The sequence below is a fragment of the Bacillus sp. HMF5848 genome (assembly GCF_003944835.1).
GTDB lineage: Bacteria > Bacillota > Bacilli > Bacillales > HMF5848 > HMF5848.
The window spans coordinates 4,435,861-4,456,554 of the sequence record NZ_RWIV01000001.1 but is presented as its reverse complement, the minus strand read 5'-3'; the positions used below and the strand labels follow the sequence as shown (position 1 = coordinate 4,456,554).

Sequence of the window (20,694 nt, the reverse complement as noted above, 5' to 3'; positions counted from 1 at the left end):
TCTAAAAATGATGTGGCTTCGTTACTTAAGTATGAAGCTAAACTAGTGACATACTCATAATTTAAGATCCGTTATTAGTTCAGCCTATCATCAAACCAGTCAATGATATGCTGCAGACGTTCTAGGCGGTGCTTCGGTTTCCCAGAGCGGGAGAGATCATGGTTTTCATCAGGGAAGCGCACTAGCTTTGTTTCTACCCCTAAACGCTTAAGAGCTATATACCATTGTTCTGCTTGCTCCATTGGACAACGTAAATCCTGTTCGCTGTGCAGAATGAGTGTCGGTGTTTTTACATTACGCGCATAAGTAAGTGGTGATAGCTTCAATAGCTTTTCAACATCATCCCATAAATCAGCATGTCCATGCTGCCACTCCGTGAAGAAGAAGCCGATATCACTTGTGCCATAGAAGCTATGCCAGTTACAAATACTACGTTGTGTGACGGCTGCTTTAAAACGAGTAGTACGAGTAACGATAACATTCGTCATGTAGCCACCGTAGCTGCCACCTGTCACAAATAATTGGTCATGATCTATATAATTAAAGCTTTCTAAAGCATGATTTACACCAGCCATAATATCCTCGTAATCCATACCACCGTAATCTCCGATAACGGCATTTACAAAGTCATGACCATAGCCATGGCTTCCTCTCGGATTTGTGTAAAGCACAACATACCCTTTGGCGGCCATTAATTGCATTTCATGGTGTAGACCATTTCCATAGGCTGTTGCTGGTCCACCGTGAATTTGTAGAATCATCGGATATTTCTTACCATCCTCATACCCATAAGGCTTCAATATCCAACCTTCAATATCCCATCCGTCTGTACTTTTATACTGGAAATTTTCAGGTGTACTTAAATGTACCTCGTTATATAAATCTCCATTCCAGTCTGTAAGATTCTTCGTGTTGTCTACGTTATTCAAGTCTTGAACTACTAAATCACCTGTAGAATGAGGCGTTGCTAGAACAAGAACAGCTTGATCTTCGCTTACGATATCATAAGATGTAACAGATGCAACAGATGGTGACAGAGCAGATGATACCTCTCCTTCTAGATTTACTTTATAGAGCTGACAATCTCCACCAACTGTAGCATTAAAGTAAATGAATGAGCTAGTAGTGTCCCAAATTAAGCGAAGCTCTGCTGTGTCATACTTTGCATCGACACCTACAAGGTTTCCAACAGTATAATCAAAGCTTTCCGTTAAATTTGTTAGTTTGCCTGTTTCGACAGATAGAAGTAGAACATTCGTATTTCCTTGACTTCTTTCTCCTCGGGTATGCCCTGCGATTGCGAGCCATTTTCCGTCTGGAGATACAGAAGGTGAATGAAGATAGCCATTTCCTTGATAAAAAAGTGTTTCTTCCTTTGATGCTATATCGTATTTCCATATAGCAGGGAGATAGCCCCACTCTTTATCCTCTTCCTTCGTACCTATGTAGAATAGGCTTTTCCCATCTGTTGAGAAACGAGGCTGAGAAAAATCATGGTCACCTTCTGTAATTTTTGTATAAGATTTTGTTTCTATGTCAAACACATACACATGCGTGCGGTCCTCGTTATAAATTCCAACTCCGTCGCCTTTGTAACGAAGTCTCGTAATAACCTTCACATCACTTTTTTCGTCGTTGTTTTCTTCCTCTTTCTCAGAGTTCAGCTTTAATTCGCCTTTAATGGTGACAGCAAGCTGTTTGCCATCTGGAGACCAGACGAAGTCGTTAATACCTTGTTTTACATCAGTTAGTTGAATTGCTTCTCCACCGTCGGTATGTAACAGAAAAACTTGATTTTTTCCTGTGCGATTTGAACGAAAAGCAATCGAGCTTCCATCGGGTGACCACTTTGGGGCAGTGTCCTTCACTAGGCTATCTTTTGAATAGTGCGAGGTAAACTGTCTGCCTTCCCCTTTTAAGTCTGTTACATAAAGATAAGAATAGTACCCATCCTTATCTTTATCTACATGAGTTAACACATAAGCGGTTTTGTCTCTGTTTGGTGACAGCTGAGGATCGCCTACAAATTTAAAATTACATAAATCTTCTGCTGTAATAGGTCGTTTTGCCATTATATATTCCTCCATATAAAAAACTATAAGACTATCATAACATTTCGGCAAACGAAACAAAATTAAATTTTTTGATAGTTCTGTTTATATGAGTTTAGCCCCCCGTCTAACAACAGTAAGGTGTAATCAAAGGAGATAGACAGGTTTAAGGATTTATAGCCAACGTCCAACATAGTAAAAGGAACTGCCCGTAAAGAGCAGTTCCTCTATAAAAATTAGTCTATATATTTTTCAACAAAGCCCCAAATAGTTCGCCAGTATAAGTCAGGGTCAATCTTTTCAGCTTCACCATGTCCGGCTCCTGGAATTACTAGCTTTTCCTTTTCAACCTTCGCGGCCTCGTACACGTCATCTATCATCTCATAAGGAACAAACGTATCTTGGTCTCCGTGGATAAAGAGTATCGGCGTGTTACTTTTAGCAACCTGCTCAACGGCAGATGCTTTGAACAAATCATAGCCTGCTCGTATGTTCGTAACAGTATTGGCAGCGTTAAGAACTGGAAATGCAGGCAAACTAAACAAATCATCCAACTGATAAGTAAATACATCGCTAACAGAAGAGTAGCCACAGTCTTCAACAATGACTTTTACATTGGATGGTAAATCTTCGCCTGCTGTCATCATAACTGTTGCGCCCCCCATGGAGATACCAAACAATACAATTTCGGCTTGAGGCTCCACTTTGGTGATTTCTTCAATCCATAACAGAATATCTAACCTGTCATGCCACCCCATACCAATATAAGCACCTTCACTTTTTCCATGTCCACGAAGGTCGGGTGCCAACACATTATAACCTTGTTCATGAAAATTACGGATCCATCTCGTCATTTGTCCTGCATGGCTTGTATACCCATGAACAACAATGGCCCATTTAGGATTTTCTGTACCGTTTTTATATACATCGGCATGTAAGTTTAACTGAAGCTTATCATCGGAAGTAACGGACCACGCTGAGGGTGGATATTCTTCTTTGAACTCATTATCAGCTAGCTTAGCTGCTTTGGCCACATCAGCCATCACTACCTCACTTAGGGATAGGTGAGGATTATCATACAAAAACTCCTTTTCTTGGTTTGCAGCAAGAGCATAATTATAAAAATAGTTGCCTACTGCTCCATAAGCGAAACCCATTATTATTATACTGATAGTTGATATGATGGTAATTTTCTTTTTCATTGCTTCTCTCCACACTTTTATTCTATATGTTAAGTAATCTATCTAAATTCTTCAAACAGCTTCTTTAGGGTGCTTTCGACCAATGGCAGTAAAATAAAGGGCAAGGGATAGTGCTACAGAAAAAGCGGCAGCTATGTAAATACTGCTATAACCAAACCAATGAGCAATTTGCCCAAATGTGATGGCGCCAACCCCTACTCCTAAATCAAAAGAGGAGAAAAAAGTCGCGTTAGCCATCCCTCGTCTGTTTATTGGTGCTGATTGAACGGCCCAAGCTTGTAACGCTGGTTGAATTGTACCAAATCCAAGTCCGAATAATATAGCGCCAGCATATAGTACCACACTATTAGGTAGCCAAGCCAATAATAGCATAGAAACTAATATACTGAATGCCCCAACTGGAAAAACGGCTCTATGTCCTTTTTTATCATATATTTTTCCTGTAAATGTTCTTGTTAGCATAAGGGCTAAAGCATAAAGTAAGAAATACCATTGAATGCCGTCAATCCCTTTCTGCGTAGTGTACAAAGGTAAGAAAGAAGCGATTCCACCAAAAGTAACTGTTATAAAAAATAGAAGAATGGATGGTGGTACCGCAGATTTTTCATACAAGTCCCATCGTTTAGTGGGAACTGCTACTTGTTCTATTTTTTTATAGCGAATTCGCGATGCTAATAATAAAGCCATAATCCCTAAGCTGGCACACGTAATGAAAAGTTGTTTAAAAGTAAGAACACCAGCAAGAGTGAGGCCTAGGGTTGGACCGAGGGCTAGGGCAACATTTCCGAATAACCCATAATACCCCATACCCTCGCCTCTTCTTTTCGGAGGAATTAAATCAGTAGCTATCGTTCCAGATGCTGTGGTCGAGAAGCCCCAGCCAAGACCTTGAACGATCCTCATTAAAAATAAAAAAGCTAAGCCTCCTGCAAAGCCAAATGAACCAACAGATATAACAAAGGTCCCTATACCAATTAAGTAGACAAAACCTCTACCTTTCGACTCTAATGCATGACCAGCAAATGGTCGAATCAGTAATGCGGAAAAAGTAAAAATACCAACTACAACTCCGATAAGTTGATTATTTCCTCCAAGCTCTTCTACAAATAAAGGAATAGTAGGTAATGTCATTTGAAAAGCAAGAAAAATAAAAAAGTTAGAAATACAAATGATTGTAAAGTCCCTCGTCCATATTTTTTCTTTTACTTCATGTAAACTAGGTGCTTCTTGTCGCAAAGGTGCGCTCATATGGATCTCCTTTCAAGAAATACACTTATTAATATTTCGGTATCCTAATTATATTTTAATAAAAATGGTTTGAGAATCCTATAGAAAAAATAAGAAGGAATCGTGAACTGGAATTGATAGACTCCTCGAATGCTAGCGCTTTTCTTCTCGTGGGTAAGTTGCGATGAAGACATTTCAACATCATCACCAAATATAAAAGGCAGTGGAATTAAAGAACAGTGCCAATTAAATCATGATACAATGATAAAAATTGAGCAGCGCGGATGGTGTTTTAACATGAAGGAAAAGCTACAAGAGGTTGATTTATATAAACCAATACAGAGGTATTTTTCTCAAGAAGGCTATGACGTGTATGGTGAAGTACACGACTGTGATATGGTGGCTGTTAAAGGTGAAGAGGTACTTATCATCGAATTAAAATTAAATTTAAGTGTAGATTTATTAGTACAAGCTGTCAAACGGCAACAGCTGACGGATGATGTATATATAGCCATACCAAAACCAAAATACAACTTAAGATCAAAACGCTGGAGAGATGTTTGTCATTTATGTAGACGGCTTGAGTTAGGGTTAATTGTTGTTGCGTTTTCTGGTAACCGAAAAACGGTTGATGTCATCTTTCCTCCAAAGAGCTTTAGTCGCGTGAAAAGTAAGGGTCATAATAAACGTAGGCGGAAGTCTCTTATAAAAGAAATTGCAGGACGCAGTGCTGATTACAATATCGGTGGCAGTAATAAAACAAAAATAATGACAGCTTATAAGGAGAACTGTATTCAAATAGCGTGTTATCTTGAGCATTTTGGCGAATTATCTCCGAAAGCCTTAAGAGTAATTGGAACAGGCGACAAAACCTCTTCTATATTAGCTAAGAACTTTTATGGCTGGTTTGAGCGGGTAAAAAGAGGGATTTATACACTAAGTGATAAAGGAAAGCGAGAGATACAAGAATACCCAGAGGTTTTACACTATTATGAAGCACTACTTAATAAAATGGACGAAACGAATGGATAGAGGTAATGAGTAGTTTTTTAGATTTAAGCTTGCGAGATTAGTTACCTTGGTTGAGGCTTCGAATATGGTATGTGAACGAAGCCTCAAAGTAGGCATGTTTCCCTTTTGCTGGATTTACCAGTAGCCATTTCGAATATTTCGCAAGTCTCTTTTTATGTCAGCTATGTCCCTAGTAATAGCATCAAGCTTCTGATTCAGAGAGGAAATTTCATGTTTAGTAGTTGCATCGGGCTGAGACACATCCTTCCGAACCTTCCCCATTTCGTTCATAACACTCTTTAACGATTTACTCCACATTACTAGTAATAGTTCAGCTTAAGTAGGAACAGCATACTTAAATGTTAGTAAAATCCTGCATAGCTTTCATGTTATTTCTTATACTAAGTAAAAATTAACTTTAGGTGGCTCTTATGGATGTAAATCAATCACATCAGTCGGGCATTATCTCAGCTGGTAGCAAGCAAGTGGGCGAAGATATCCCCATTTATCCTTCTTTAGAAAAAAATATAGCTTACATTAAAGAAGCATTAGGACATAGCTCAGATCTCGTTTATAGAACGTTTCACTTTGGTATAGATAATCCAAATGAAGCTGCTGTCATATATACGGATGGACTTATTGACAAAGATTTCATCCAAAACTATATAATGAAGACACTTATGGTGGATATTCGAGATGTTAAATTGCCTCCCAATACGTCGTCTTGTATTGAACAAATAGAATCATTTTCAGTGCATTCCGGAGACTTAAAGAGGGTTCATCATCAGTCAGATGTGTTAGATCATATTTTGTCTGGAGACACTGTGATTCTCGTTAAAGACGCATCATATGGTTTAGCAATTAGTACGAGGGGATGGAGAGATAGAGGGGTAGAAGAACCTTCCACCCAAGGGGTTGTAAGAGGCCCTAAAGATGGATTTACCGAAACTTTGCGGACTAACACGGCGTTACTTCGTAGGAAAATTAAGGATCCTAACTTATGGATTGATAATAAAATTATAGGGGCACGAACAAAAACAGATGTCTCCATTGCCTATATAAACGGAATAGTAAATGAAGATATGATAAAAGAGGTTCATGAGAGGTTAGATCGAATTGATATCGACTCAGTGTTAGAAGGTGGCTACTTAGAAGAATATATACAAGATGAAACGTATACACCTTTTCCTACTGTCTTTCACACCGAAAGGCCAGATGCAGTGGCTGCGGCATTATTAGAAGGGCGAATTGCAATTATTGTAGATGGAACGCCCTTTGTAATTGTCGTTCCAGCACTGTTTATTCATTTTTTTCAATCAAGCGAGGACTATTATCAACGAGCAGATATTAGTACGTTCATACGTTTTTTACGATTTTTAGCATTTTTCCTTGCTTTACTAACACCCGCTGTCTATATTGCTATAACAACATATCACCAAGAAATGTTGCCAACTACTTTTTTAGTGAGCTTAGCCGCGCAAAAAGAAGGAACACCGCTTCCAGCCTTCGCAGAAGCATTAGTTATGGAAGTCATTTTTGAGATATTACGTGAAGCTGGGGTACGTTTACCGAAAGCAGTTGGTTCAGCTATATCAATTGTAGGGGCTTTAGTACTTGGACAAGCAGCTGTAGAGGCTGGTATCGTTTCAGCAGCGATGGTCATTGTTGTTTCTTTAACAGCTATAAGTAGCTTTGTTTCACCTGCTTACAATATGGCCATATCTGTTAGAATGCTTCGCTTCGTCTTCATGCTGTTAGCAACGTCGTTTGGTCTATTCGGTATCATTATGGGATTAATATTTCTAGTACTACATTTAAATAGTCTTCGATCGTTCGGTATACCATACTTAGCACCTTTTGCACCTTTTAATATGAATGATCATAAAGATACTCTTTTCCGTCTTCCACTATGGGTTATGAAATATCGCCCGAGATTATTAAATCAGAAGGATATTACAAGGAGAAATTTTGAGACAAAAAATAAGTAACTGGCGGGACATACATGTTAAAACATACAAAGCTAACTATAATCGTTCTCCTCATTCTTTTTACAATAACAGGCTGTTGGAGTAAAAGGGAACTGTCTGAGCTTGCTATAGCTAGTGCCATTGCCATTGATAAAAAAGATGACAAATATGTGATAACAGTTCAAATTATTAATCCCGGCGAAATTGCCGGACAGCCTGTTTCACAAAGAGGTACCATTTCCACATACCAACTATTTGGTGAAACCATTTTTGAAGCATTAAGAAAACTAACAGTAGCAACACCAAGGAAAATTTATCTCCCACATATAAGAGTCATTATATTAAGTGAAGAATTAGCAAAGGAAAATATAAGTAAAGTGTTAGATTTCTTCTCAAGAGATCATGAGGTTCGCACCGATTTCTATATGTTAATTGCGAAAAATGTTGATGCTGAAGATGTACTAAAAGTTATTACGCCTATGGAAAAAATTCCTGCAAACAATATACAAAGCTCTTTAAAAGTGAGCCAAGATGTGCTTGCGGAGACAGTTGCTACAAGTGTTGATCAGTTAATTAGTGCGCTAATAAGCCCTGGAAAGAACCCAACGCTACCAGGTGTCATTGTTGAAGGACCAATGGACGAAGGGAATAGTTTTGACAATGTAGAAAAAGCACTTTCTCCTACAAAAATTAAACTAGATGGAATCGCCGCATTTAAACAAAGTCAGTTAGTCGGTTGGATAGAGGGGGATATGGCAAAGGGGTTTAACTATGTTAACAATAATGTCTCCAACACGATCATAACAATTCCATGTGATGATGGCGAAGGGAAACTTTCTATTGAACTGACCGAATCTAACAGTTCCATTCGTACATCAATCATGAATAATAGCCAGCCTGAAATTATTGTTGAGGTTGAATCTGAAGGAAGTGTGGGAGAGGTACAATGCTCTATAGATTTACTCCTAAAAGATTCAATAGACAAAATTGAAAATCAAATTGAAGAAAAACAGCAAAAACAAATTGAGCAAGTCGTTGCTTTAGCTCAAGAGACCTTTCAAAGTGATATTTTTGGATTTGGTGAGGTCGTTCATAAGTCAGAGCCAAAACTATGGAAAACACTAAAACAAGATTGGGATCGTACATTTACAGAAATAACGGTGACGGTTAAGACTAATTTTAAAATAAGAAGATTTGGAACAATTAGTCAGCCTATTGAAAAGGCAAAAGAAGAGGCGACAAAACCATGAATGTATTTATTGTTCTACTTGTAATACTACTACTTTCAGCAATTGAAGTGCGTAATATAGTAAAACATAACAGAAAATATGAGCTCGCAGTTTACTTAATTTTGATGGGATTAGGAACAATTTTATCTGTTTTTATTATGTATGGAGTGGAAATTCCCAGTTTTTTTAACATAATTGAACATGTGTTTAGTCCGTTAGGGAATTTAATACTTAATTTTCTAGAATAGATGGGGTCTGTTATATGCCTTCCATGAAACAAAAAATAAGTCTTAGACAGTTTACTATCATAGTCACATTCTTCACGATTGGCAGCGCTGTCTTATTTTTGCCTGCCATTCTTGCAGCTCAATCGAAACAAGATGCATGGATGGCATCCTTATTAGGGCTGTTTTTTGGTATTCCAACCGTTTTATTTTACAGTAAATTAGCTGCAATGGATGAAGATAAAAACTTCATAGATTATTGTGGTCAAGCTTTTGGGAGATGGGGAGGGAAAGTGGCGTCACTTCTCTACTTAACCATCCCATTTTTTTTATCCGTGTTTCTTTTATGGGACATAGGTGACTTCTTAGTCACGCAAATTTTACCTGAAACGCCGATTGAGATTGTGTTTCTTATGTTTATGGTTGTTGTCATGTATGGTGTTCGTTTAGGTATTGAGCCAATAGCTAAAACGGGGGAGGTGTTTTTTCCATGGATCATTATTCTTTTTATACTACTTGTACTCGTACTACTTCCTAATTATAAACTTGAAAACATGATGCCTATGTTTGAAGGTGGGGTCAAGCCTATTTTAAAAGGAGCGTATATGACATATGGCTTTCCTTATCTTGAGTTAGTTGTATTTTTGATGATTACCTCTTTTGTAAATAAACCAAAGCAAATATCAAAACATTTTATATACGGAGTATCATTAGGAGGCATGACACTCGTTGTTATAACACTTATGTGTATTTTAGTACTAGGAGCAGACTTCACTCAGAGAAGCACTTTCCCTGTATATATTCTTGGGAAGAAGGTAAGCATTGGGGAAGTATTTGAACGAATCGAAGTTATTGTGGCAATCATTTGGTTTATAAGTATTTTTTTTAAACTCACGATTACGTTTATATCGCTTATAACTGGGCTTGCACAAATTCTTGAAGTGAACAGCTATAAATTATTAGTATTACCTACTGGATTGATCCTCATTGTATCAACTATTATATCTGTTCCGAGTGCTGTGTACTTAGCAAATGCCATAGAAAGTGCTTGGACACCGTTTGCTATCACAATGGGGTTGATTCTTCCCATACTAGTATTCGCTATGATAAAGATACGTGTCAGAATGAAACAAGAAATTAACTAGCTATATTAAAGTAGGATGATCTGATTTGAATTACTATAAAATAAAGAGAAACTATCCAATTATTTTTTTTCACACGATAACTCTCCCTTACTCCACTCACATTATAAAATAACCTCTGTGGAAAAATTAATATATGTAAAACAAAAAAGCATTGCTTCAATAGGAGCAATGCTTTTGTTAAGTGATTTAAAATTAGTTTCTGATGAGATAGTCAAATGCCCCTAATGATGCTGTTGCACCTGATCCCATTGAAATAATAATTTGCTTATATGGAGTATTTGTACAGTCACCAGCTGCAAATACGCCAGGGAGACTTGTGGCCCCATGGTTGTCCACTACGATTTCGCCAAAGCGATTGCGATCAAGTGTGCCTTCTAACCAATCTGTATTAGGAACAAGACCGATTTGAACAAACACACCTTCTAAAGCAATATGTTGTTCAGCTCCTGTATCGCGTTCAATATACGTAATACCGTTTACTTTATCAGTACCGGTGATTTCTTTTGTTTGAGCATTTTTAATAACTGTTACGTTTGGTAAGCTGTGTAGACGTTCTTGAAGAACTTGATCAGCTTTTAATTCTGGCGCAAACTCAATGACAGTTACGTGTTTTACAATTCCCGCTAAGTCAATAGCTGCTTCCACACCAGAATTACCTCCGCCAATAACAGCTACTGATTTTCCTTCAAACAATGGACCATCACAATGTGGGCAGTATGCTACCCCTTTGTTTTTAAATTCTTGCTCACCAGGAACACCAACGTTACGCCAACGAGCACCTGTAGAAATAATAGCCGTTTTACTGCGAAGGATTGCGCCGTTTTCAAGCTCGACGACAATTAAATCGTCTGTCTTTTCTAGGCGCTTCGCACGTTGTAAGTTCATAATGTCAATACCGTATTCTTTACAATGCTCTTCAAGGCTAGCAGCAAGCTTAGGACCTTCTGTATACTTCACACTAATGAAGTTCTCGATCCCAAGTGTATCCATAACTTGGCCACCAAAGCGCTCTGCTACAATTCCTGTACGAATACCTTTACGGGCTGCATAAATAGCCGAGCTTGCACCAGCAGGGCCGCCACCAACAACAAGAACATCGAACGGCTCTTTATCACTTAACTCTGATGCATCAGGACCGCTTCCAAGCTTTGCAAGAATCTCTTCAAGACTCATGCGGCCACTACCAAATGTTTCTCCGTTAAGAAAAACAGTTGGAACGGCCATAATGTCTTTATTTTCAACCTCAGCTTTGAATGCTGCTCCATCAATCATTGTATGTGTAATACTAGGATTTAACACGCTCATGACGTTAAGAGCTTGTACAACGTCAGGACAGTTATGACAGCTTAAGCTTACGTAAGTTTCGAAATGATATTCACCTTTAATGCTCTTGATTTGATCAATCACACTTTGATCAACTTTAGGAGCTCTGCCACTTACTTGAAGAAGAGCTAGCACTAATGAAGTAAATTCGTGACCTAATGGGATACCAGCAAATGTAATACCAGTATCTTCACTAGGGCGATTTACACTGAAACTTGGTGTTCTTTCTAATTCTACTTTTTCTACTTTAATTCTCGGTGACATGCTAGCCAGTTCTTCTACTAGAGCTAGCATGTCACGAGAAACGTCATCAGAACCTACACTTACTTTGAGAAGTACGTCACCCTCCATTAATTGAAGGTATTGGTTCAGTTGTGCTTTTAAATCGGCTTCTAGTATCATGTAAAAAACTCCTTAGATTTTACCTACAAGGTCTAGGCTTGGTTTAAGTGTTTCTCCACCTTCTTGCCATTTAGCAGGGCAAACTTCGCCTGGATTGTTACGTACATATTGTGCTGCTTTAATTTTGTTAACTAAAGTACTTGCATCACGGCCGATACCACCTGCGTTAACTTCAACTGTTTGAATGATACCATCTGGATCAATAATGAATGTACCGCGATCTGCAAGACCTTCTTCTTCATTAAGTACTTCAAAGTTACGAGAAATCTTTTGAGATGGATCACCAATCATAGCATACGTAATTTTGCCGATAGCTTCTGAATGATCATGCCATGCTTTATGTGTGAAGTGTGTATCAGTTGATACTGAATATACTTCAACGCCAAGCTCTTGTAGTTTTGGGTATTCGTTTTGTAAATCTTCTAATTCTGTTGGGCAAACGAATGTAAAATCAGCTGGATAGAAGCAAACTACACTCCATCTACCTTTGAAATTTTGTTCTGATACATCAATAAATTCACCGTTTTTATAAGCTTTTGCTGCGAATGGTAATACTTCTGTTCCGATTAAAGACATAGTTAAATTCCTCCTAGATTATATAAAATATTTTTTAAAATAATTAACCAAAATGTTGTAAACTAGAATAATTCTAATACAATATAAAATATTATATAATAGTCAATCCTTTGTCAAGGGATTACTCTCACACATCTTTTAGATACTATTAATTATATCATAATAATTGGAAGAGTCTGGTTTTTTAAAACTATAATCACAAAATGTGTAAGAAGACACTGCTGTGACAAGCAAAATAAGGGGTGGATATATGTAATAGTAAAAAAACTTAAAGGAATATTGTATTAAAAAATACTAAAATTAAACATACTAGATAGTTGCTTTAATAACATCGTACCAGCCGCACTATTTCCACTAACATCAATGGAAGGCGAATACACAGCAATGCCATAACCAGCTTCTCGGTGGCATTGAGGCGGTACGGCTGCTAATATACCTCCGGATACGCCACTTTTAGCAGGTATACCAACATGGGCTGCGAACTTCCCTGAAGCGTTATACATACCACACGTTACCATTAGCACTTTAGCGAGTCTAGCAACATCGCTTGAGAAAACGTCTTTTTTAGTAATAGGATCCTTGCCGTTGTAAGCAATAATAAGACCTATTCTAGCTAATTGCTTCAAAGTGATGTTAATAGAGCATTGCTTCAAATAAATATCAAGTGCCTCTTCCACTTCGAGCTCAAGTAAATTTGATTCTTTTAAATAATAAGCAAGAGCACGGTTTCGGTGAGCCGTCTCCTTTTCTGAAATGTACACATCCTCATCAAGCTCTAACTGTTCCCCGATAAAAGATTCTATAAACTCAATAAGGTTTTGAAACTTTTCATCAGTAGAATTACCAGGTAACATAGCAGAAACCGTAATAGCTCCAGCATTAATTAATGGATTAAACGGCTTACCTGGTCGATGAATTTCAAACGGTATAATGGAGTTGAATGCTTCACCAGTTGGTTCCACATCAACTTTTTCAAGAACATGTTCAAGACCATACTCTTGACATACGGAGATAAAGCTAATGATTTTTGAGATACTTTGTAATGTAAAACTAACATCGGTGTCACCAGCCATTAGCATGTCTCCTTGAGCACCCATTAGCAAAATACCTAATTGATTTGGGTCTTGGTTGGCAAGCGCTGGTATATATTGTGCCGTGTTTCCTAATATAGTATGTGATCTATTTTCTTCAACCATGTGTACTAATTGATCAGTAGATAGCGGAAACCGCATTAGTTCTTTCCCTCCTTCCATGTCATATTTATTATTTTGCGTTTTTAAAAAATTGCTATGCAAAATCAAATAGCTTTACATACAACTTACCCTTAATTAAAATATCTTTAATTAAGGGTTTTGTGTTTTGTTTTAAATGTGGAAAATAAACAGGACGTATATCATCGCATGAATAACAAACAACAGTTGTAGTAATAGGAGGTCGTGTCGGATTGGAAATAGGAATTAGTACATTTGTCGAAACAACACCGGATCCTCAAACTGGCGAAGTTATTAGTCACGCCGAGCGGATTCGTGAGGTTGTCGAAGAGATTATTTTAGCGGATCAAGTAGGATTAGATGTCTTTGGTGTAGGTGAGCATCATAGAGAAGATTTTGCAGCTTCATCCCCTGCAGTAGTGTTAGCAGCAGCTGCTTCACAAACAAAACGAATACGGTTAACTAGTGCTGTTACAGTATTGTCGTCAGCTGATCCAGTACGAGCATACCAAGATTTTGCTACCCTTGATGGCATTTCAAATGGACGAGCAGAAATAATGGCTGGTCGCGGTTCCTTTATCGAATCATTTCCATTGTTTGGCTATGATTTACATGATTATGATGAACTTTTTGAAGAAAAGCTCGCGCTATTATTAAAGATAAGAGAGTCAGAGAAAGTAACGTGGAATGGGAAGCATCGACCGTCCATTAATAACGTAGGAGTATACCCACGCCCCGTTCAAAACCCATTACCTGTGTGGATAGGAAGTGGTGGGAATAGAGGATCTGTCATACGAGCAGGTGTACTTGGTTTGCCTTTAGTGTTAGCTATTATCGGAGGCAGACCAGAACAATTTGCGCCTCTTGTCCAATTATATAAAAAAGTGGCGATGCAAGCTGGACATGATGTATCTAAACTAGCAGTAGCATCCCATTCGCATGGGTTTATAGCGGATGAGACGGAGATGGCAGCAGATAAGTTTTTCCCTTCCACTCAGTATGTCATGAATGTTCTCGGTAAGGAGCGAGGCTGGGGACATTATAGTAGAGCAACATTTGATGCTGCAAGAAGCCTAGAGGGAGCACTATATGTAGGAGATCCAGAAACCGTTGCTCAAAAAATTATTTATCTTCGTAAAAACGTTGGTGTTACGAGATTTATGTTACATGTACCGGTGGGGTCTATGCCTCATGCTGACGTGATGAGAGCGATCGAACTGCTTGGAACTGAGGTGGCACCGAGAGTTCGGGAGGAAGTTGCTCAGTGGGAGAATGGCTAAGCTACTCCTATTTGTACATTAAAATCTAATGAACATGACGTGTAAACGCAAGTTACACGTCGTTTTTTATTTCATTGCAATTAGTACGCCAGAACAGCCCCCAATGCTCTTAACAGAGGAACTGTCAGAGCATGTCTACAAAGTTTTTAAGAATTCTTGCTGTAAGTCCCCAAATAACTTTATCGTCATATTTGTAAAAATACTCATCAAGCTTGCTCGTTCGCCAGTTGTAATGCTTTCCACCTTGAATTAGCTCAAACGGAAAGGTTTCTTCAGGCTCTAAGTTAACATTTAACCGGTGAACTTCGGGGGTGTTTTCTTTAAAATACGACAATGGGACATAGAAAACATCTTCCACTTCAGCTCGGTTATGGCATATATTTTCAGGAGTTTGAATGAAGCCGACATACGGATATACAATCATGCCGAATGGGGAAACTAAATAATCTGCAGGGAATACATTTATAATATCATGTTGAGCGATGCCTAATTCTTCTGTTGTTTCTCTAATTGCTGCACTTTGAGCATTCTTATCGTGCGGGTCGATTCTTCCACCTGGAAAACATATTTCACCTGGCTGTCTTCTTAAATCTTGAGAGCGGACCTCAAAAAGAATGTGTATTTCATCATTGATAACAACGAGTGGTAAAAGAACAGCAAATTGAGAATAATGTTTGTGCCCCATGACAGATGGTGTATGTTGACTCAGTTTGCTAAAGATATAATGTAAATCCATCACCAAACACCTCATTTCACAATACTTTAATACATACATACGATTAGTTAAGCTTTAATGCCAGTATACCTTATAGCAACGGCTCTATGGTATTCATCTGCCTATTTTAAAAGTGGGATAGTGCTATCGAGGGGAGAAACGAACGGTGAGATTTGACAAAAGAGTCCCCTCTTTTAGTTGCCACATATAAAGCGGGACACTTTGTGTCCTGTGTGTAACCACTCCTAAGCTCTTCATAAGCAATTACGCGTAAAGACCGCATATTTCAGACGTGAGCCATAGTATGGGCCAATAGCATTTTAATTGGTAGCTGTTGGCCCTAATTAAAAAGGGTTATTTAAGTTGTTGTTTTTCAAAGGAAATCTCCGTCGCAATCGCAATCATGAATCCTATCGCAATGGATACGCCCATAATTATAAGTGTCATACGTAATTCTCCCCTCTCTTATCGAACTTTAAATGTTTATCAGTAAAGGTTCGTACATAGCGATCTAACCCAATTCGTCCAGCCGTTGTTGCAAATATGACTATAATGACTTGCATAATGAGCATTTGTAAATCTAAGTTAGCTTGAAAAGTCATAAAGAACGAGAAGTTCATAATTACTCCCATCATAGCGGCAAAGCGAGTGAATATCCCGAGTAACAAAGCAATTCCTACACATAACTCTCCGATTGTAACAAGTATTTCGAATATCGCTGTATTCGGTATAATAAATGTCTTTAAAAAACTAGCCCACCAAGCAGGGAGAACGCCACTGTTTGCTTGACTTTCAAGTAGTGTCCCAATCTGGAAGTCATACAGCACTTTATTTTCCGCATTAATGAGCCACATGTAACTCAAATATATTCTCGCGACAACAAATACCCACGCTGCAATAAGACTAGCCTTAAACAAGTTTTGCATCGTAAATTCCTCCCCGTATTTTCTTTGTGAAAATATTCACATAGTAAAAAACAAATACACCGATAAAACGGTAAGGTTTGCATTTATTTTACTATTTACACTATTTATATAGTAAAAATATACATTTTTCAAATACTAAGGTTCTGAAATCAATCAAAATAGGCGGATTTTTGTAGCGAAATGACACAAAATGTTCAAAAATAGAGAAGATCGGACATTGATCTCTTATGTTTTTTAGCATTATTCTATGATTCTTGAGAAATAATGTATAAAAAGAGGTATTTTGAGAAAGTGTGATGACGCATGAAAAGCATATATTCTTTTATAGAAACAGTATGTATTGCTTTTGTTGGTGGTTTTATTTTCTTTAAGCTTCACATCCCTTTAGCATGGTTGTTAGGAGCGTTATTAGGGACCGTCGTTTGGAGACTTTTGCTAAAAAGAGACATTATAGCCTTGCCGGCTTTTCGTAACAGTTCACTCATGGTGATTGGTTATATGTTAGGCATATCGTTTACATATGATACAATGCAACAAATGTTTACATTATTCCCCGCGATGGCAACGACTACGGTGCTAGTAATAGGAGTATCACTCGCTCTGTCATTAGCACTTGCTAAGTTTACAAATATCCCTTTTAAAACGGCTGTGATTGGGATGATGCCTGGTGGTTTCTCGCAGATGGTCATATTAGCTGAAGAGATGAAAGATGTTGATGTGACTAGTGTTACTCTGTTTCAGCTTGTGCGGTTGTTAGGTGTGATTTACTTAGTACCGCTAATTGTCCGGTTACAGCTGTTTTCGGACAAGGTTGTCAATTATGAAGTGTATACATACCCTGTACCAAGTAGCGCTCTCGAAGTTGTTCTGTTTATTGTAGTAACTGTATTAGCAGCCTTCATAGCTTTAAAAATGAAGCTACCTACCCCCTATTTAGTCGGACCGATTATTGGCTGTGCATTGCTTAATATTTCGGGATTTATGCCTTTTAACATACCTAGTATCGTTCTCGTAGCGACACAGCTATTTTTAGGTATTCATGTTGGTAAGATGATAGACCCACAAAGGCTATCAAACTGGAAAGTGTTTGGAGGTGGGGCATTAGTGGCTAGTGTATGTTTAATTTGTTCTACCATTATCATTGCGGCTATATTATCGTTTGTGTATCCTATGTCGTTAGCAACCGCTTTTTTAAGTGCCGCACCTGGTGGTATTGCTGAGATGGGATTAACGGCAAAGGCTATAGGAGCAGATTTGTCTTTAGTAACGGGGTTTCAGATGTTTCGTATTTTCTTTATTTTGTTTATAGTACCCCCTTTAATCATCAAGGCATTTTCGTTTAAAACAAAAACAATGACAGGACAGCAATCAGTTAAATGATGCTGTCCTGTTTTACTATCGAATTTTAAAAGCGATATCAAAAATGGGTTGGTAGCAGGTTTCTTAAAGTGCCTCTTTAATAACTTTTTTGTAATAAAATACTGACAGAATACCAAAGGTTGAATAGAGTGCTGTGTAAATGAACATAACGATAATCATAGGCGTCCAAAGCTCGGTCCCGAAGAAAAACCAACCAGATTTGACGGCGAAATAACCGTGCAGTAAGCCGACCGCTAAAGGTATACCAAAGTGGTATATTTGCTTAACTTGTATTCCTTTTATAATATCTGCTTCAGTGTAACCAAGTTTTCGTAAAATAGTATAGCTTGGTTTTTCATCTTCTCCTTCACCCATTTGTTTAAAATAAAGAATGCACCCTGACGTAATTAAGAAAGTTAACCCTAAGAATCCTACGATAAACATAGTTAGGCCAGTATTGCGTTTAGCATTGTTACTCATTTCTAATTGAGATTGTTGCGAGCGATTGACACTAAACGCGTCCAAGAATAAATCGTTAGCTTGCTTAAGCTTTTCCTCATCATTAATATTAATACCAATGTAAAGAGATGATCCACGTTGTATGTCTGGATTGATATCAGCACGTAATGATTCAAACACGCTCTTATCGACCACCGCAACAGGAAGGCTGTTACCAGTAAAGTAGCTAGAAATATAATATTCCTTTTTTAATCCCGCATATTCAAGGACCGTATTATTAGATTTACCATTAAACGTGACGTTTCCGCTTTCCTTCATTGGCATAAAACTTTTCACTAAATCATTATATCCAGTAAAAATTGTTTGTGTCTTAGCTAAATCATATTCGGCTATATCGCTGTCACTTATAACGGCCATGTTCAAAGTATCTGGTCTAAAGACTAAAGCATTAAGATTTAGATCAAATACTTCCTCAGCATTGACGTTTACTTGCAAAACGTCTATTTGTTTTTCACTATAGCTAATACTATGGGATTGTAATGTTTGTTTAAACTGTTCAGCATGCTCATTACCAATAATAGAAAAGTGTGCTGGGACAGCTTGGGCTGCTGATTTTTCAGTAGAATAATAAGAAATATAGCTCAATGACAATAGCCCAATCGCAAGTGCTGACACAGTTGTAATAATAGTAAGCAATAATGAATTAGACTTCATGCGAAACATAATAGTAGATAGTGACAATACTTCTGTTATCGACAAATAGCCATCTTTCTTTTTCCGGATAATATTAGAAATAAAGCTTACAGACCCTTTATAAAACAGATAAGTACCAAGAATAACAAGAGCTAAAATGGTGATCATCGCTGTAAATAGAGCTTCAACTGTTGCAAAATCACCTCCAAATAACTTGGTAGAAATAAAGTAGCCTAAAGCTATAAAAATGAGACCTAACATTCCTATTAATATTTCAAAAACAGAAACTCGTCGCACATGTGCTTCTGTAGTTGACACAACTTTAAATAAAGAAAGTATACTTTGCCTTTTAATAAAAATATAATTCATTAACATGATTAACACGTATACCCCACCAAATATGGTTGTCGTTTGTATAAGTGCCTGTGTTGAGAATCGTAGAGTTGCCTCTGTCTCTACCCCTGTTAAGGAGAATAGTATCATTAAGATTAACTTTGAGAATGAAAATCCAACAAAGATCCCTATGAGCAAAGAACCAAAGAAAATCATAAAATTCTCTGCTGTTAAAATCCAGAATATCCGTTGTTTTGTTAACCCAATTAATTGGAACAACCCTATTTCCTTGCCGCGTCTTTTTATGAAAAGATTATTTGCATATAGTATGAAAATCGAAACAATCACAACAAGTAGTACGGATGCCGCCTGAACAGACGCAGCCCCCTTTATCGAGCCTTTCGTTGCATCCATGGCTGGATCATATTGAAGCGTGACAAAAGCAAAATACAACGCGACTGTAAAAATAAGAGCAAATACATATAAGTAGTAATTGCTAATATTTTTTTTGAAGTTTCGAAGAATTAGTGTATTAATGCTCATAAGCTACCCCACCTAACACTTCTTGTGTTCTAATAATGTCTTTAAAAAAGGCTTGTCTCGTTTGATCGCCTTTCGTAAGCTGTGTATATACTTGGCCATCTTTTATAAAAATAATACGGCTACAGTAGGAAGCAGCAACAGGGTCATGTGTTACCATAGCAATTGTTGCGTTTCTCTTTTCGTTTAATACGCTTAATTTATTTAGTAAGTCCGATGCTGATTTTGAGTCAAGTGCCCCTGTTGGCTCATCAGCAAAAATTATGCTCGGCTCGTGAATAAAAGCACGCGCAGCTGAGGTGCGCTGCTTTTGCCCACCAGAGATTTCTGTAGGGTATTTATTCTCGACATCTTGAATACCTAGCTCTGCGGCAAGGTCATTAAACCTTTTTAAAGCTTCTGCCTTAGACGTATTTGATATTGACAAAGGTAACAATACATTTTCCTTTACTGTCAATGTGTCTAGTAAATTATACTCTTGAAAAATAAAGCCGACATGGTGCTTTCTAAAATTGGCAAGCTCCTTATCTTTCATAGCAGTTAGCTCATTGCCTTGAATTTGAATCGAGCCATGAGTAACTTTGTCGATAGAGGATAGGACGTTCAGTAATGTTGTTTTTCCTGAACCCGAAGCCCCCATAATACTAACAAATTCCCCTTTTTCAATCGATACGTTAATACCCTTTAACACGTCTTGTTTGTTAAATTTATTTCCAAAGCTTTTATGAATGTTATTTGCTTCTAACATAATCATTGTTCATACTCCCTTTGTGGTTTTGTTACGTTCATTATATAAAGACTGAATCGCTTTTTCCTTTCAT

At 37.7% G+C, this 20,694-nt stretch carries 17 protein-coding genes; 7 read left to right on the top strand and 10 right to left on the bottom strand.

Annotated elements, in window-relative coordinates; translation table 11 throughout:
• Nucleotides 1–74 precede the first annotated feature (74 nt).
• The 3 genes from EJF36_RS20890 to EJF36_RS20880 all read right to left on the bottom strand — a co-directional run bounded on the left by EJF36_RS20890 (nt 75) and on the right by EJF36_RS20880 (nt 4,501).
• Nucleotides 75–2,072 carry a S9 family peptidase gene (locus EJF36_RS20890; RefSeq protein ID WP_125908152.1) on the bottom strand — a complete coding sequence of 666 codons (1,998 nt, stop codon included), beginning with the start codon at nt 2,070–2,072 and terminating at the stop codon, nt 75–77.
• Between the two features lie 215 nt (nt 2,073–2,287).
• Nucleotides 2,288–3,208, bottom strand: a complete 921-nt coding sequence (locus EJF36_RS20885; protein WP_260472004.1) for an alpha/beta hydrolase — start codon at nt 3,206–3,208, stop codon at nt 2,288–2,290.
• A gap of 96 nt (nt 3,209–3,304) precedes the next feature.
• Nucleotides 3,305–4,501: an MFS transporter gene (locus EJF36_RS20880; RefSeq protein WP_125908150.1), complete on the bottom strand. Its 1,197-nt coding sequence runs from the start codon at nt 4,499–4,501 to the stop codon at nt 3,305–3,307.
• A gap of 276 nt (nt 4,502–4,777) precedes the next feature.
• Here EJF36_RS20880 and EJF36_RS20875 point away from each other — a divergent pair, with 276 nt between their 5' ends.
• From EJF36_RS20875 to EJF36_RS20855, 5 genes are all read left to right on the top strand, one after another.
• The gene (locus tag EJF36_RS20875) at nt 4,778–5,512 is read left to right on the top strand and encodes a DUF2161 domain-containing phosphodiesterase (protein ID WP_125908149.1); all 735 of its coding nucleotides are present in this window, start codon (nt 4,778–4,780) and stop codon (nt 5,510–5,512) included.
• Between the two features lie 410 nt (nt 5,513–5,922).
• Nucleotides 5,923–7,479 (top strand): spore germination protein, encoded by a 1,557-nt coding sequence (locus EJF36_RS20870; RefSeq protein ID WP_125908148.1) that lies wholly within the window; start codon nt 5,923–5,925, stop codon nt 7,477–7,479.
• 14 nt (nt 7,480–7,493) lie between these two features.
• The gene (locus tag EJF36_RS20865; RefSeq protein ID WP_125908147.1) at nt 7,494–8,708 is read left to right on the top strand and encodes a Ger(x)C family spore germination protein; all 1,215 of its coding nucleotides are present in this window, start codon (nt 7,494–7,496) and stop codon (nt 8,706–8,708) included.
• Nucleotides 8,705–8,935, top strand: a complete 231-nt coding sequence (locus tag EJF36_RS20860) for a hypothetical protein (RefSeq protein WP_125908146.1) — start codon at nt 8,705–8,707, stop codon at nt 8,933–8,935. Before EJF36_RS20865 ends, EJF36_RS20860 begins: the two co-directional genes overlap by 4 nt.
• Before the next feature lie 14 nt (nt 8,936–8,949).
• Nucleotides 8,950–10,056 (top strand): GerAB/ArcD/ProY family transporter, encoded by a 1,107-nt coding sequence (locus EJF36_RS20855; protein ID WP_125908145.1) that lies wholly within the window; start codon nt 8,950–8,952, stop codon nt 10,054–10,056.
• 192 nt (nt 10,057–10,248) lie between these two features.
• On the opposite strand, the gene ahpF is transcribed toward EJF36_RS20855, so the two are convergent.
• From ahpF to glsA, 3 genes are all read right to left on the bottom strand, one after another.
• Nucleotides 10,249–11,781 (bottom strand): alkyl hydroperoxide reductase subunit F, encoded by a 1,533-nt coding sequence (gene ahpF, locus EJF36_RS20850; protein WP_125908144.1) that lies wholly within the window; start codon nt 11,779–11,781, stop codon nt 10,249–10,251.
• A gap of 12 nt (nt 11,782–11,793) precedes the next feature.
• Nucleotides 11,794–12,357 (bottom strand): alkyl hydroperoxide reductase subunit C, encoded by a 564-nt coding sequence (ahpC, locus tag EJF36_RS20845; protein ID WP_125908143.1) that lies wholly within the window; start codon nt 12,355–12,357, stop codon nt 11,794–11,796.
• A gap of 284 nt (nt 12,358–12,641) precedes the next feature.
• Nucleotides 12,642–13,589, bottom strand: a complete 948-nt coding sequence (glsA, locus tag EJF36_RS20840) for a glutaminase A (RefSeq protein WP_125908142.1) — start codon at nt 13,587–13,589, stop codon at nt 12,642–12,644.
• A gap of 212 nt (nt 13,590–13,801) precedes the next feature.
• Here glsA and EJF36_RS20835 point away from each other — a divergent pair, with 212 nt between their 5' ends.
• Nucleotides 13,802–14,848: an LLM class flavin-dependent oxidoreductase gene (locus EJF36_RS20835; protein ID WP_125908141.1), complete on the top strand. Its 1,047-nt coding sequence runs from the start codon at nt 13,802–13,804 to the stop codon at nt 14,846–14,848.
• 124 nt (nt 14,849–14,972) lie between these two features.
• Here the strand turns inward: EJF36_RS20835 and EJF36_RS20830 are convergent, their stop codons facing one another.
• Together EJF36_RS20830 and EJF36_RS20825 are read right to left on the bottom strand one after the other, a co-directional pair.
• Nucleotides 14,973–15,584, bottom strand: coding sequence for an NUDIX hydrolase (locus EJF36_RS20830; RefSeq protein WP_125908140.1), 612 nt, complete (start codon nt 15,582–15,584; stop codon nt 14,973–14,975).
• 422 nt (nt 15,585–16,006) lie between these two features.
• A complete protein-coding gene (locus EJF36_RS20825) occupies nt 16,007–16,489 on the bottom strand; it encodes a DoxX family protein (protein WP_125908139.1) in 483 nt (160 codons plus the stop codon).
• Between the two features lie 303 nt (nt 16,490–16,792).
• Here EJF36_RS20825 and EJF36_RS20820 point away from each other — a divergent pair, with 303 nt between their 5' ends.
• Nucleotides 16,793–17,869 carry an AbrB family transcriptional regulator gene (locus tag EJF36_RS20820; RefSeq protein WP_125908138.1) on the top strand — a complete coding sequence of 359 codons (1,077 nt, stop codon included), beginning with the start codon at nt 16,793–16,795 and terminating at the stop codon, nt 17,867–17,869.
• A 63-nt stretch (nt 17,870–17,932) separates the two neighbouring features.
• Here EJF36_RS20820 and EJF36_RS20815 read toward each other — a convergent pair whose 3' ends face one another.
• Entirely contained in the window at nt 17,933–19,876 is a 1,944-nt protein-coding gene (locus tag EJF36_RS20815; protein WP_125908137.1) for an ABC transporter permease, read from the bottom strand.
• Nucleotides 19,866–20,627: an ABC transporter ATP-binding protein gene (locus EJF36_RS20810; RefSeq protein ID WP_125908136.1), complete on the bottom strand. Its 762-nt coding sequence runs from the start codon at nt 20,625–20,627 to the stop codon at nt 19,866–19,868. Before EJF36_RS20810 ends, EJF36_RS20815 begins: the two co-directional genes overlap by 11 nt.
• Between the last annotated feature and the right edge of the window lie 67 nt (nt 20,628–20,694).